Genomic DNA, 12,790 nt, shown 5'->3' with positions numbered 1-12,790 from the left:
TCATCCCGAGAACTCTCTTCCCGACAACTCTCATTCGGACAAACTCTCCAGCCATGGATCCAGTGCCGCCCCTTGGAGGAACGCCGCCGCATCCTCCGGCCGCTCGACCGACAATGCTACGACCGCCGCAGCCGGGCGGACGCCGAGCAGCGTCGCGATGCTCTGGTAGAGCTTGGCCTGATAAGGGCTTGCCGTGAAGCGTCCTCCCACCCAGTACCACGAAAGCACCAGCCGCTGACGCGAGCCGCGTACCAGACGGTCGGCTTGGGCCGGCGGCATTTCCGGCAATCCGTCGAGCGTACGGCTTTCCACCCTGCTCCAGCCGGCGCCGTCCAGCCGGTTGGAGTGGTAGACCACTTCCGCCCCTTGCCGCTGGTGCCGGTAATGGGCGACGTACAGCTCGATCCGGCGCTGTCCGGGACCTTCGAAGCCGGTCAGCAGCGTCCTGTCGGCTCCGGGGAACGACGGACGCCAATCCGTCACCCCTCCCAGCGACCATCCCGCCACGGCGGGCGGCGGCAGCGCAGCCTCCGATCCGGTCACCTCAGGCGGAGCCATCACCGTCCAGGCATAGGCGGGACCCGCCGCCAGCACCAGTGCAGCCAGCACTGCGGTACGCGACCGCCAGGGCCAGCCACGCGAGGCGGCATCCCGCCCTGCGCGCGCTTCCGGAAAATCGCCCAATCTGCGGTCGGCGAAGCTGTTGCCGATCATCAGCAGGAAGATCATGACGATGGAGAAGAAGACCCAGCCGTAGATCAGGTGATCGACCCCGGCCGCCAGCTTCCCGTCGCTCCAGTAGCCGATCAGGATGATGCCATAGGCCCGGAACCCGTTGGCGACGATCGGCAGCGTGAAGCCGATGCTCAGGAACAGCCAGAACTTCCAGCGGCTATCATACGCCAGATGGGCGAACAGGGCCGAGATCACGACGTTGGCGATCAGGAACCGGATGCCGGCGCAGGCTTCCGCGACCTCGTACAACCCGTTGGGGATCTCGATCATGATCCCGTCATGGAAGACCGGGATGCCGGACCACCGCAGCAGTTCGACCGCGAAGCGGGCGGTGAAGTCCTGCAAGGGCGCAATCAGCGCATCGCCGACCGGGACCATGAAGAACAGGAAGGCCAGGGGGAAGACCAGCCGCCGCGATACCGCGCGCCCGAAGACGAAGACGAACAGCGCCACCAGCATCCCGACCAGCGCCACTTCCTCGACCGCCAGCACGTCGCCGGCCCGCCCGATCAGCCAGCCGCCCGCCATGGCGGCCAGCGCCAGCAGCGCCAGCGGCTCCTGCCGGGGCGTCATCCGCCGGAGCATGTCCCGCCGCAGCCAGATCAGCCACAGACTGACCGGCAGCACGAAGAAGCCGTGGTTGTAGGTGACGTTGGTCCACCACGTATGGACCATGGCTCCGGCGACATCGTGGAACAGCGCCACCAGCAGGGCGAACAGCCCGGCGAACCACGCCAGCGCCCGCGTCCACTCCGGGTATGCTGCCAGTTCTTCCGCCCGGACGACATCGGCCCGCTGGGTCATGTCCCCTCCACGATGCGGTCGAGTGGGGCCAGCCGGCTTTCCCAGGTATAGCGGCCGGTCATGCACTGCCGCCCACGGGCGCCCAGAGCCTCGGCCTCCGCTGGTCGGTCCAGCAGGCGGCACACCGTTTCAGCGAAACTCCCGGCATCGCCGGCGACTTCCAGGTCGGCGCCGGGTTCCGCGTCGATCCCCTCGAACGCCTCGGCGCTCGCCACGACGGGCCGCGCCATCGCCATGGCTTCCAGCACCTTGTTCTGGATACCGCGCGCGATCCGCAGCGGCGCCACCGCGACGGCTGCATGGGCGACATAGGGCCGGACATCCTCGACACGGCCGGTCACGATGATGCCGGGGCGCTCCGCCAGCCGCTTCACCGTGTCGTCCGGCTTGGCGCCGACAATGGCGAAGCGCACGTCCGGATGCCGCGCACGGATCAGCGGCAGCACCGCATCCGCGAACCAGCGTACCGCGTCCACATTGGCGCGGTAATCCATCATGCCGGTGAAGACCAATATCGGACCGCCTGGCGGGTAGGGGTTCGCATAGTTTCGGCTGCCATTGAAGTAATCCAGGTCCACCCCGTTGCCTATGGCGTGGACATGCTCCGCCGCGACGCCGGGACGCTGGCGGAACAGGTCCGCCTCCGCCTCGCTGACGAACAGGCTGGCGGAGGACCGCGCCGCGATGGCCGTTTCCGCCTTGGCCAGCAGCCGGCTTTCCCGCCGGTAGACCCAACGCATCGGCTGACCGGCGGTGTCGGCGTATTGCCGCCACTTGTCGCTGTCCAGGTCGATGAAATCGACGATCCGCCGTCCCCGGAAGCCTTTGACGCTCTCCGCGAAGGGCGCCATGGAGCTTGAAAAGATCACCTGCGCCGCAATCGGCTGGGCCGCGTGGGTTTCCCCGACCCAGCGAGTCAGGCGAGAGTCCCGGAACCAAGCGAAGGTCAGGGCATCGCCGGTCAGCAGCCCGCGCAGGCTACCGAGTTTCGCCTTCCGAGGGTCGAGCGGCGCGAAATGGCAGCTTGCGCACAGGTCGCGCAGCATCGGCTCGTGCCGGTGGTCCTGGGCGTCGTCGACAAAGCAGCCGAGGTGGACGCGATAGCGCAGTGCGAGATGGCGCAGCAAGTGCCAGGAGCGGATCTTGTCGCCCTTGTCCGGCGGATAGGGAATCCGGTGCGCCAGGAACAGCAGGTCTTCCATTGGGCGGCTCAGCCGATCTGGCGGGCGATCACGGGACCAAGCAGGTTGGCGACCGGCAGCGGCAGCCGCTTCCAGGTTTCCACCATGACGCGGAACTTCGGGTTGAGCGGGTTGACGTTGGGCAATTCCCGGCCCTTCACCAGATGGAACTGGTAGTGCAGGGTCTCCGGCTCGAAGCCCCAGCTCAGCTTGTAGTCGAAGGCGCCGGTCCCGCGCTTGCTGCGGCCGAAATCGAATAGCCGCGATCCCCGTTCCGTCGCCCTGTCCATCAGCGCCCAGTACATGAAATCATAGGCGTGCTCCGTCCGCGCCTCCGGCAGGCCGCCGGCGAAATACGGGCAGACCCGGTCGCGGAAATAGAACGCCATGACGGCCGAGACCGGCCCCGCCGACCCATGGACCACCGCCAGCTCGACGGCATCAAGGAACTCTTCCGCGATGGCGGCGAAGAACCGGCGCGGATAGACGGGCGTGCCTAGGTTCCGGACGCTGGTGCCGTAGATCCGGAAGAACTCGTCCAGTAAGTCCGGCCCAACCTGCTGACGCAGCCCGCTCTTGATGCTCCGGCGAAGCTCCTGCCGCTTCTGCTGCGGCAACTGTCCCCAGGTGACGCCGATATCGGCGTCCATCGGCCGGCGGAACGCGGCGTAAAGCTCCGACTTAACCGTCCAGTCTATCGGCAGCGCCGTGGTATGGCGAAGTTCCACGTGATCGACGCCGAGGCTCCTGCCCAGTTCGGCCGCGTCCTTCGCCAGCGCCAGGGCAGCGCCCGGATCGGTCGCCGCGATGCCACCGAAGGTGCAGAAGCCGGTGGAGATCAGCGCGTTGCCGAACAGCGGACTCTTGACATGGACAAGCGGCAGCACGCCGACGATCCGGCCGCCCCGGCTGGCGTAGCGGAAGTAGGTCGGGTGCCCGTAAGCCTTCGCGATCACCCGTGCCCAGCCGGCGCGGTGAAAGAACGTCGCGTCCGGGGCCGCCTCGACAAAGGCTTCCCAAGCGGGCTCCGCCGCTGTGTCCAGCGGCTTGATATCGACCATCGCGGTCATTCCGCCGCTTCCGCCTCAGCCGGCGAGCCCAGTCCGTAGACGGCATCTACCCGGTCCCAGCGGAACTGCCGCAGCAGCCGCTTCAGCTTCGCTTCCATCGCGCCCAGGTTGGTGTAGTGCCTGACTCGTGAGCGTAGCGGCGCCGGGCTGATGCGCGGCTGGCCGGGGTCGATCTCCCACGGGTGAAAATAGAACGTCACCGGTTGCCGTTCCGCTTGGTTGACCCGTCCGATAGCGAAGGACGACCACCGGTAAGGCAGCAGCCGGAAGAACCCTCCCCCGGCGCAGGACAGCCGCCGGCCCCGCAGGTCCAGCGTCCCGACCGGGATCTCGGTCAGCGGATTGCCCTCGGTCGGCGCGAAGGGGAAGCGGGGAGCGTCGGGTACGCCGTAGTGGTCGTGGACGATCGGATGGATGCTGGAGCTGTAGCGGTATCCGGCTTCGGCAAGCTCGTCGAAAGCCCACCACGTCTTGCGGTCGATCGAAAAGCTGGCGGCGCGGTAGCCCTTGATCTCCTGGCCCGATAGGTCTTCCAGCACCTTCTTCGTGCGGGTCACGTCGGCGCGGAACTCCGCCGGGGTCTGCTCGCCCACGCGGTAATGCTCCCAGCCGTGGCTGGCGACTTCGTGCCCTGCATCGGATATCGCCCGGACCAGCCCCTTGTGGCGTTCGGCGACGCAGCCCAGCGTGAAGAACGTCGCATGGACGCCCGCTTCGGCGAACAGGTCCAGCGTCCGCTTGGTCGAGTCCTCCACCCGTGACGGGAAGCTGTCCCATTTGGCGCGGTCCACCGTGCCGGCGAATGCGGAGACCTGATAATAGTCCTCGACATCCACCGACATGGCGTTGACGACGCCGTTACGCCCGTTCATCGCCATCCCTCGCTTCGACGACAGGGGAGGAGTTGACGGCCAGCATCTCCAGCGCCGTTTCCAGCAACTGCCGGAGCGCCCGGTCATGGGAATTCACGGTATTGGTCAACTGCTCGATGCTCGCCATCAGTGTCGCGATTTCCTGCCCGTTCATCCCGGAACCGTTGACGCCATGATGGCCGTTCGCCTTGTCGGCCATGACCTTCGACGGCGTTTCCGTAATCTCCGTCCGCAGGTCGGCGATCACGTCCTGCACGGCGGGCGCGTCGATGACGTGCAGCCCTTCCAGCGCGCCGTACAGCAGCAGCCGGCTGCACAACGTATTGATCCGACGCGGGATGCCGCCGCTGTGAAGGTAGATCAGCTCGATGGCCTCGGGCTCGATGGCCGGATCGTTCCGCCAGCCGACCAGACGCAGACGGTGGCGGATATACTCGGCCGTCTCCTCTTCGGACATCGGCCCCAGGTGGTACGATGCGATCACCCGCTGGCGGAACTGCTCCAGCGACGGGTCCGCCAGCATCTCCTTGAACTGCGGCTGGCCGACCAGGAAGCTCTGGAACAGAGACTGGCCGCCGGCCGAGAAGTTGGACAGCATGCGCAGCTCCTCGATGGTGCGGGGAGGTAGGTTCTGCGCCTCGTCCACCACCATCAGCACCCGGCGTCCTGCCCGGTGCTGGGCCATCAGGAAGGATTCGAAGGAGCGCAGCAGCGCCGCCTTGTCGTTGCTGTGCGGCGTCACGCCGAAGGCGGACAGGATCATCCGCAGGGCGTCGTCGGCGTCGATGTTGCTGGTGACGATCTGAGCCGCCAGGAAGCGCGTCTTGTCCAGTTCCGAGAAGAGCTGGCTGACCAGCGTCGTCTTGCCGGCACCGATGTCGCCCGTGACCACGATGAAGCCTTCGTCCTGCTGAAGCCCATAGCGCAGGTACGACAAGGCCTTGTCGTGATTCTTGCTCGGAAAGAAGAAGCGGTGGTCCGGACCCAGCTTGAAGGGCGGGCCGACCAGTTTATAGAAGTCCTCGAACATCAGAACACGATCCGTACGCCGAAGGTCAGGGAGTTCTCGGTGTATTCGTCGCTCGCCTGGTCCGCCACGCGCGTCGTGTGGCCGAACGAGATATTGCCGAAAACGTCTTTCGCCAGCGTCTGCGTCAGGGCGACCCTGCCGCTATAGGTGTCGCTTTCGGGTGCCGTGGTGCCGAAAACCGTACCAGTGGCGGGGGTCGTCGCATCACCGTCGATATCCGTCCGGCGCCAGCCCACGCCGGCGAACAGATTGGTATAGGGCGAGAGCTGCCGTGTCCACCCGACCCGGGCGGAAATATAGCGCTCGCCGGGGCGGATGTCGTACTCCCGCTCCTCATGGGAACCGGCGAGCGTCACGGTGTTGCGCTCGTAGTTTCCGACCAGCGACGCCTGGAACCGGTTGGCGGTATAGGCTTCCGTCCGCAGTCCGAAGCCCGGATCGGTGATATCGACAGGCAATCCTGTGATCGGATCGACCAGCTGGCCGGTGTCGTCCACGGTCAACAGGAAGCCGCTGAACTGCCGCTGGGTCGTTTCCAGCACATGGGTATAGCTGGACTGGAAGGTCAGGCGCGGCGTGATCCGGTAGGTCAGCGAGCCGTTGATGTCGGGCTCGCCGTAGCGCTCGCCATAGGTCAGCCGCAGCTCGGTCTTCGGTCCCGGCCGGGTGTAGAAGCCGGCATACCAAAGCGCCCCGTCCGGATCGTCGTTCAGCGAGTTGGTGTCGATCGTCTCGTAGCCGACTGATCCCAGCAGCGAGAACTGGCGCATGATCGGGTATTGGCCGTTCAGCCGGAAAGTCGTCCGGTCGATATCGCCGGTCGGGCTCTCGGAATCCGTGATCTCCGATTCCGCGATGGCGTCCAGCTTGATGGCGGTGAAGATGCGCCCGGTCGAAAGGCGTGCCGAGCCGAAATTGGTCGTGCTGTCGCCGATCTGGTCGTTTCCGACGAAGGTGTAGGAATAGCGGTAGCGCAGCTCGCTTTCCGCCACGTTGCCGAAGTTGTTCAGCAGGTATGGACTGATCGAGCCCGCCGCCACCTGGGTCCTGCTCGACCGCCCGACCGACGAACTGGTGGAAGTCCGCCCGCCGGCATCGATCAGCGGCTGGCTGGCCGAGCCGGTGACATCGACGAACAGCATGTCGTCGATCAGTTCGGCGCTGCCGAAACCGATGAAGTCGTTGCGGATGTTCACCTCGCTGTCCTTCGACAGGATCGTGTCCATCGTCAGCCGGTAGTTGAAGGCGAAGTCCACCCTGTCGCCGGCGCCCCGCGCGTTGAATCCGACGAAAGGCGACAGGATCAGCGCACTGTCGGCCCGGTCGTCCGGCTCCAGGTTCAGGTTGTCGGTCAGTGTCACGTCCAGCCCGGCATTCCGCTCGACCCGGATGTTCTGGGCGCTGGCGGGGGTAGTGGCCGGAACGACGGTTTCCGCGAACGCCAGCAGCGCCGCGACGGGCAGCACGGCCCGCCGGCGTGGCCTGACGCGTCTCATTATGCCTTCTCTTTGGGCGTTGCCGGGAGAGATGCCGGCGATCCCTCGGTCTTGCCGCGCAGGCCGGGGGTATAGTAGGAGCCGAACTGCTCCGTGCTCTTGGACCCCGCCGCCTTGTTCAGGACCAGGCTGAGGTTGTCGCACGGCTCCAGCAGGTCCAGCGCCGACCTGATCGCGGAATGCGCCGTCCTGTCGGCTTCCACCACCATCAGCACTTCGTCGACGATGTGGGCAAGCATGATCGGCTCGGTCGTGGCCAGCACCGGCGGCGCGTCCAGGATCACGATCCGGTTCGGCTTGGCGCGTCCGAGCCTCTTCACCAAGTCCTTCATGTGCGGACCGCCGTAGAGATCGGTCGCGGACGACACCTCTCCCCCCGGCGGCAGGATGGTCAGCCGCAGGTCGGGGTCGTGCAGCAGGACCTCCGACGGGTCCATCTCCGGATGCATCAGCAGGTCGGCCAGACCGCGCGACGGCGGCAGCCCCAGCATCGTCAGGATCTTCGGGCGCATCGCGTCGGCATCGATCAGCAGCACGTCGAAATGCTCGTCAGCGACGAAGCTGAGCGCCAGATTGAGCGAAATGAAGCTCTTGCCCTCGCCCGGTACGGCGCTGGTGACCAGGATCAGGTTGGTCCGGCCTTCGGCCTCGCTCGCCAGCGGGTTCATCTTCTGGATCAGCCGGCGCTTCAGCAGGCGCATTTCCTCGGCCAGCCGTGACCGGCGGTCGTTCGCCCCGGCCAGTCCCAGCTCCCGCAGCCTGTCCGGATCGATCCGGACCTCGTTGTACGGCAGCGGGGGAGGAGCCAGCGGCGCCAGCCGGGGCGCTGCCGGCGCCTGTTCCCAGACCGGCTCCACCGCCGGAGCTTCGCGCCGGGCCGTGCTGGACTTCTGCACCGCTCTATGGATCAGGTCCATGATTCCGCCTTGCCCTTCCGGAGCTTTTCTCTAAAGGCCCTTCTCGATGGGCAACTCGATCTGATCAAGAACCGGTCCTGCTCTGGTCGAACACGGAGGCCGCCAGACCCGACAGGGTCGGCTTGGGCTGACCCGGCTGGTACAGCATCATCAACCCGCTGAACACCAGCAGCAGGACGGCGACCGAACCGCCCAGCGCCGATACTTCGGCCCGCTTCCAGCGCCGGCGCTTGGGCGACGGCACCATGCTGACGCTGCCCAGCACCGGCACGTCGAAGGCTTCACGCAGGCGGTTGGGGTTGGAGAAGCTGTCCTTCAGCTGGATCAGCACGAACACCACGCCCAGCGCCGCCGCGAAGGCCGCACCCAACACGCCGCCGAACAGCAGCGCGCGGTTCGGACCGCTGGGACGGGTCGGCACCAGCGGCGGATCGACCACGCGGAAATCGACGTTGGAGGTCTGGCTGTCCAGCCGGTCGGCCATCCGGATCGACTCGCGCCGCTCGATCAGTTGGTCGTAGTTCTGCCGGAGCACGCCATAGTCCCGGTTCATCTGGGCAAGCTGAAGCTCGACCGCCGGGACCTCGTCCTGCCGCTTCCGCAACTCGCCCAGCTCGTTGTTGCGCAACTCGATCCGGCGTCCGAGCGACGCGATTTCCAGGTCCAGGCGCTGGATTTCCCCTTCGAGCTGCTTCCGCATCGGGTTTGGCGCCGCGCCGCCGCCGGATTGCCGGCGCGCATCGGCCTCGGCCTGCTCGATCATCCGCTTCATGTTGATGACCGACGGGTTCTGCTCGGTGAAGCGCAGCCGCATCTCGCTCAACTGCTGGCGCAACTGCTCGACCCGCTGGCCGGCGGCGCTGGATGCCTGGGCGGCGGCTGCCTGCGCCGGGTCCGCCCCGGCCAGGGTCTCGGGCGTGCCGGCAAGCTGCGTCTTGAGCTGGTCGCGTTGCCAGGTGCCGGCCTGAAGCTGGTTCTCGAGCTGGCGGAGGTCGAATTCCGCAGTCTGGAGCCGGCTGTTGACGATGTCCTTGTAGCGCAGCTCCTCGGCATTGGCCCGGCGGAATTCCGCCACCTGGGCCTCCGAGTCGCGCAGCCGCTTCTCATAGTCGGCGATCTGGGTATCGACGAACCGCCGCGTCCGCTCGATATCGCGCCGGCTGTCGCCGACGTTCTGTTCGACGAAGATCTGGAGCAGCGACTGGACGACGGAATGGGCGAGTTTCGGATCGGAATCCTCGAACTGGATATTGAAGATCTGGCGGCCCTCGCCGGCGAACCGGATGCGCTGTTCCAGCCCGGACAGCAGCGACTCGCGCGCACCCTCGCTGTTGACCGTCAGGTCAAGGTCGGTCAGCCGGATCAGCTGCTCCATGTTGGGGCGGGAAATCAAGGTGCGCCGCATGATCTCGATCTGCTGCTCGATGTCGGGGCGGACCGTCATACCCTTCATCAGCGGGTTCAGCAGGCTCTGGGTATCGACATAGACGCGCGCGCTGGAAGCATAGACGTCGGGCATCCGGGCCACGACGAACCACCCGGCCAGACTGACCAGCCAGACGATGCCGACCACCCACCATCGCCGCGCCCATAGCTCGGTCGCGTAGTGGCGGATCAGCTCTTTCATGTTCAGCGTCAGATCGTTCATGCCGTTCGTCCGGGTTGAGGCATCGGGTGTCTTACGGCCTTAGAACCAGCTCTGAGGAATGATGACGACATCGCCCGGCAGAACAGGGACGTTGGCCCTGATATCGCCGTCGCGCAGCAGATCGTCGAGGCGGACGTTGAAGGTGGTCTGATTGCCGGTCTGGCCACGGGCCAGCACCGCGCGGTTGCCCGACGCGAACTCCGTCAGGCCGCCGACCTCGATCATGACGTCCAGCATGGTCATGTTGGCGCGGTACGGGATGGCGCGCGGCTGAAGCGCTTCCCCGACGACGCGGACCTGCTGGTCGAAGGGACCGGCGAAGCCGCTGACGATCACCGTCACCAGCGGGTCCTGGACATAGACCTTCAGCTTCTCCTCGATATCGCGGGCAAGCTGGGTCGGCGTCCGTCCCGTCGCCTCCAGGTCCTCGATCAGCGGGGTGGAGATGCGGCCGTCGGGGCGGACGGGCACGGTCACCGTGAATTCCGGGCTCTGCCAGACGAAGATCTGGATCGTGTCCAGCGGACCGATCTTGTAGTCCGGCGTGACCGGCTGCTGGACCTGGACGTTGGAGGGCGCCGGCGGATCGCGGTCGGCGCAGGCGGCAAGGCCGAGCGCCAGGGTTGCCGCCAGCGCCAGCTTTCCCAAATTACCCAAGATCGTTGAACGGCACCGCACCGGCCCACCGCGCGAACGGCGTGAGATCATGTCTCCACCCCACTAACCCCTTTACATATTGGTGGCTTTTTAAGCGAATTGCCGATTTGCCGCCCAAGAATCGATAGAAAAACAATCATCTATGTCCTTGGTTTTCAACCGTCTGGACGGGCAACTACTAAAGGGCTACCGGGGCGCGGACGGAATGAAGCGCAGGTCTTCAGGGTCGGACTACACCCTTTACCGCCTTTCACTGTCCGGCCCGGTTTGGCTATCAGGGGGCGATGACCAAACAGCGGGGAGATTTCCGCGATGAAAACCTTGGCCGATCAGGTCAAGCTGGCGATCCTGTCTTGGCCGTTCCTGCGCTATCACTGCCGCTTCGACATCCAGGCCGCCGGTGACGCCGCCAATGGCAATGCCCTCAAGGTCCCGGTCATGGAAGGCCACGGCTTCGCCAACCTGACCGAGCACGAACCGATCGTCGACCAGATGATCGGGCATCTGCTGCGGCTGCGCCAGGGATGGTTCGTCGATGTCGGCGCCAATTTCGGTCAGACACTTCTGAAAGTCGCCCGCCACGACCGGCGCCGGCCTTATCTGGGGTTCGAGGTCCAGCCCTTCTGCCTCCATTATCTCGACCAGCTTATCTCGATCAACGGCCTGGATACCTTCCGCATCCTGCCGATCGGGCTGTCGGATACCGAACGGCTCGCCACCATGACGTCGGAACATCCCGGCGACCCGCGCGCGACGACCGTCCAGGGCTTCTGGCCACCGGACTGGCAGCCGATCTCCCGCATGGTGCCGCTCCGCGTCGGCGACGACGTGATCGAGGAACTGGCGCCCAACCGGATCGCCATCCTGAAGGTCGATGTCGAGGGGGCCGAGGCCGACGTGCTCGAAGGGCTGGAGCGGACGATCGCCCGCCACCGTCCCTATATCCTGATCGAGATCCTGCCATACAGCGTCAGCCGGATCGATCAGGACGGCGCCGTCGCCGCGGAAATCCGAAGCAGCCGCATGGCCGCGACCGACCGGCTGCTCGGCCTCAACGCCGCGCGTGGCTACCGGTCCTTCCGCATGATGCCGAACGCCGGGTTGCTGGAAACCACCGACTACGACGTCCCTTATCATCCTGACAACTGCAACTACCTGTTCGTGCCTGAGGAGCGGGTCGCCGAGGTCGGCGGCACGGTTGAGTAACCGTAAGTAGAAGACCTACCCACTCTGGGTATCATTCCATAGGGCCGTTATCGGCGTATGATTCCTTCAGGCTTGAACAATCGAGTCGGGAGGAACGAACATGACCATCCGCAATCCTGTGGAATGGGGATCAGAGACCTTCAGACAAGGCACGCATGCCCTGGGCACCGGAGGCCACGCGGTCTACCATCAGGAAGACATCAACGGGCTGGTACCGGCGATCTGCCGGATCGGCACGGAGGATCTCAAGGACGCTCTGAGGAAGGGGATAGAGGACTTCGGCGTTTATCGGACCGACGTCATCTTCCTCTGCCTCATATATCCCATCGTCGGCATCGTGCTGGCGCGGGCAGTCTTCGGCGGCGATATGCTGCAACTCCTGTTCCCGCTGGCTTCGGGTTTCGCGCTGATCGGGCCTTTCGCGGGCATCGGGCTCTACGAGATGAGCCGACGGCGCGAGGAAGGCGTCACGATCGGCTGGCAGGACGCCTTCGGCGTGCTCCGCTCCCCCTCGTTCGGCGCGATCCTGGCGCTTGGCGTGATCCTGTTCGCGGTCTTCGGCCTCTGGCTGCTGGCGGCCCAGGCCATCTACACCATGACGATGGGCTCGAGCACCCCCGACTCCTTCGGTGCGCTGATGCATCAGGTCTTCACGACCCCTGCCGGCTGGTCGCTGATCGTGCTCGGCTGCGGTGTCGGATTGCTCTTCGCGATCCTGGCGCTCAGCATCAGCGTCGTGTCGTTCCCCCTGCTGCTGGACCGCAAGGTGAGCGTCACGACCGCGATCTGGACCTCCATGCAGGCCGTCGCCAAGAACCCGCGCACCATGGCGGTCTGGGGCCTGATCGTGACGGCCGGTCTCGTGCTGGGATCGATCCCGCTGTTCATCGGCCTCGCCATCGTGATGCCCGTGCTTGGCCATGCGACGTGGCACCTCTACCGCAAGACCGTCAAGGCCTGAGCGGCAGTAAACCGGAAAGTTGGGCCGCGTAGGCCCAACTTATACCAGGAGCCGAAGAGTTTGACCGGCGGTCGGCAAGTGTTGGGCCACGGCCCAACCTACGAAGCAGGTGCCTGTAGGTTGGGCGGTGGCCCAACAAACGCTGTCCACACGGGTCAACCTTAGGTTCTTCGTTCTTTTGTGTGCACGTCTCATGGTTGAGTGAATGTATCG

The 12,790-nt window shown here is 65.6% G+C and carries 11 protein-coding genes; 2 read left to right on the top strand and 9 right to left on the bottom strand.

Translation table 11 applies throughout. From position 1 onward, the window contains the following. Nucleotides 1-30 precede the first annotated feature (30 nt). The 9 genes from xrtA to N826_RS34370 all read right to left on the bottom strand — a co-directional run bounded on the left by xrtA (nt 31) and on the right by N826_RS34370 (nt 10,410). On the bottom strand, nt 31-1,539 hold the full coding sequence (xrtA, locus tag N826_RS34410; protein ID WP_044436578.1) for an exosortase A: 1,509 nt from the start codon (nt 1,537-1,539) through the stop codon (nt 31-33). Then, nucleotides 1,536-2,741, bottom strand: coding sequence for a TIGR03087 family PEP-CTERM/XrtA system glycosyltransferase (locus N826_RS34405; RefSeq protein ID WP_044436575.1), 1,206 nt, complete (start codon nt 2,739-2,741; stop codon nt 1,536-1,538). Before N826_RS34405 ends, xrtA begins: the two co-directional genes overlap by 4 nt. A gap of 8 nt (nt 2,742-2,749) precedes the next feature. Beyond that, nucleotides 2,750-3,790 carry a FemAB family XrtA/PEP-CTERM system-associated protein gene (locus N826_RS34400; protein ID WP_044436573.1) on the bottom strand — a complete coding sequence of 347 codons (1,041 nt, stop codon included), beginning with the start codon at nt 3,788-3,790 and terminating at the stop codon, nt 2,750-2,752. Beyond that, a complete protein-coding gene (locus N826_RS34395) occupies nt 3,787-4,662 on the bottom strand; it encodes an XrtA system polysaccharide deacetylase (protein ID WP_044436597.1) in 876 nt (291 codons plus the stop codon). The genes N826_RS34400 and N826_RS34395 overlap by 4 nt, the downstream gene beginning before the upstream one ends. Then, a complete protein-coding gene (locus N826_RS34390) occupies nt 4,649-5,692 on the bottom strand; it encodes an XrtA/PEP-CTERM system-associated ATPase (protein ID WP_044436572.1) in 1,044 nt (347 codons plus the stop codon). Before N826_RS34390 ends, N826_RS34395 begins: the two co-directional genes overlap by 14 nt. After that, nucleotides 5,692-7,188: a TIGR03016 family PEP-CTERM system-associated outer membrane protein gene (locus tag N826_RS34385; RefSeq protein WP_084721434.1), complete on the bottom strand. Its 1,497-nt coding sequence runs from the start codon at nt 7,186-7,188 to the stop codon at nt 5,692-5,694. The genes N826_RS34390 and N826_RS34385 overlap by 1 nt, the downstream gene beginning before the upstream one ends. Beyond that, the gene (locus tag N826_RS34380; RefSeq protein WP_052832584.1) at nt 7,188-8,105 is read right to left on the bottom strand and encodes a P-loop NTPase family protein; all 918 of its coding nucleotides are present in this window, start codon (nt 8,103-8,105) and stop codon (nt 7,188-7,190) included. Before N826_RS34380 ends, N826_RS34385 begins: the two co-directional genes overlap by 1 nt. Before the next feature lie 64 nt (nt 8,106-8,169). Further along, the gene (locus N826_RS34375; RefSeq protein WP_044436568.1) at nt 8,170-9,753 is read right to left on the bottom strand and encodes an XrtA system polysaccharide chain length determinant; all 1,584 of its coding nucleotides are present in this window, start codon (nt 9,751-9,753) and stop codon (nt 8,170-8,172) included. A 39-nt stretch (nt 9,754-9,792) separates the two neighbouring features. Further along, nucleotides 9,793-10,410, bottom strand: coding sequence for an XrtA/PEP-CTERM system exopolysaccharide export protein (locus N826_RS34370; protein WP_044436594.1), 618 nt, complete (start codon nt 10,408-10,410; stop codon nt 9,793-9,795). A gap of 312 nt (nt 10,411-10,722) precedes the next feature. Between N826_RS34370 and N826_RS34365 the strand changes: the two genes are divergently transcribed. Continuing rightward, a complete protein-coding gene (locus N826_RS34365) occupies nt 10,723-11,616 on the top strand; it encodes an FkbM family methyltransferase (RefSeq protein WP_044436566.1) in 894 nt (297 codons plus the stop codon). Nucleotides 11,617-11,716: 100 nt separating this feature from the next. Then, entirely contained in the window at nt 11,717-12,577 is an 861-nt protein-coding gene (locus N826_RS34360) for a DUF2189 domain-containing protein (RefSeq protein ID WP_044436564.1), read from the top strand. Nucleotides 12,578-12,790 lie beyond the last annotated feature (213 nt).

It is taken from the genome of Skermanella aerolata KACC 11604 (assembly GCF_000936425.1).
Classification (GTDB): domain Bacteria; phylum Pseudomonadota; class Alphaproteobacteria; order Azospirillales; family Azospirillaceae; genus Skermanella; species Skermanella aerolata.
The sequence above is the reverse complement of the archived record's forward strand: the minus strand, read 5'-3'. Positions and strand labels throughout refer to the sequence as shown.

What these genes read in the sequence shown, in the direction of transcription:
- xrtA (WP_044436578.1), bottom strand. Translation starts at nt 1,539, where the DNA reads ATGACCCAGCGGGCCGATGTCGTCCGGGCGGAAGAACTGGCAGCATAC.
- N826_RS34405 (WP_044436575.1), bottom strand. Translation starts at nt 2,741, where the DNA reads ATGGAAGACCTGCTGTTCCTGGCGCACCGGATTCCCTATCCGCCGGAC.
- N826_RS34400 (WP_044436573.1), bottom strand. Translation starts at nt 3,790, where the DNA reads ATGACCGCGATGGTCGATATCAAGCCGCTGGACACAGCGGCGGAGCCC.
- N826_RS34395 (WP_044436597.1), bottom strand. Translation starts at nt 4,662, where the DNA reads ATGAACGGGCGTAACGGCGTCGTCAACGCCATGTCGGTGGATGTCGAG.
- N826_RS34390 (WP_044436572.1), bottom strand. Translation starts at nt 5,692, where the DNA reads ATGTTCGAGGACTTCTATAAACTGGTCGGCCCGCCCTTCAAGCTGGGT.
- N826_RS34385 (WP_084721434.1), bottom strand. Translation starts at nt 7,188, where the DNA reads ATGAGACGCGTCAGGCCACGCCGGCGGGCCGTGCTGCCCGTCGCGGCG.
- N826_RS34380 (WP_052832584.1), bottom strand. Translation starts at nt 8,105, where the DNA reads ATGGACCTGATCCATAGAGCGGTGCAGAAGTCCAGCACGGCCCGGCGC.
- N826_RS34375 (WP_044436568.1), bottom strand. Translation starts at nt 9,753, where the DNA reads ATGAACGATCTGACGCTGAACATGAAAGAGCTGATCCGCCACTACGCG.
- N826_RS34365 (WP_044436566.1), top strand. Translation starts at nt 10,723, where the DNA reads ATGAAAACCTTGGCCGATCAGGTCAAGCTGGCGATCCTGTCTTGGCCG.
- N826_RS34360 (WP_044436564.1), top strand. Translation starts at nt 11,717, where the DNA reads ATGACCATCCGCAATCCTGTGGAATGGGGATCAGAGACCTTCAGACAA.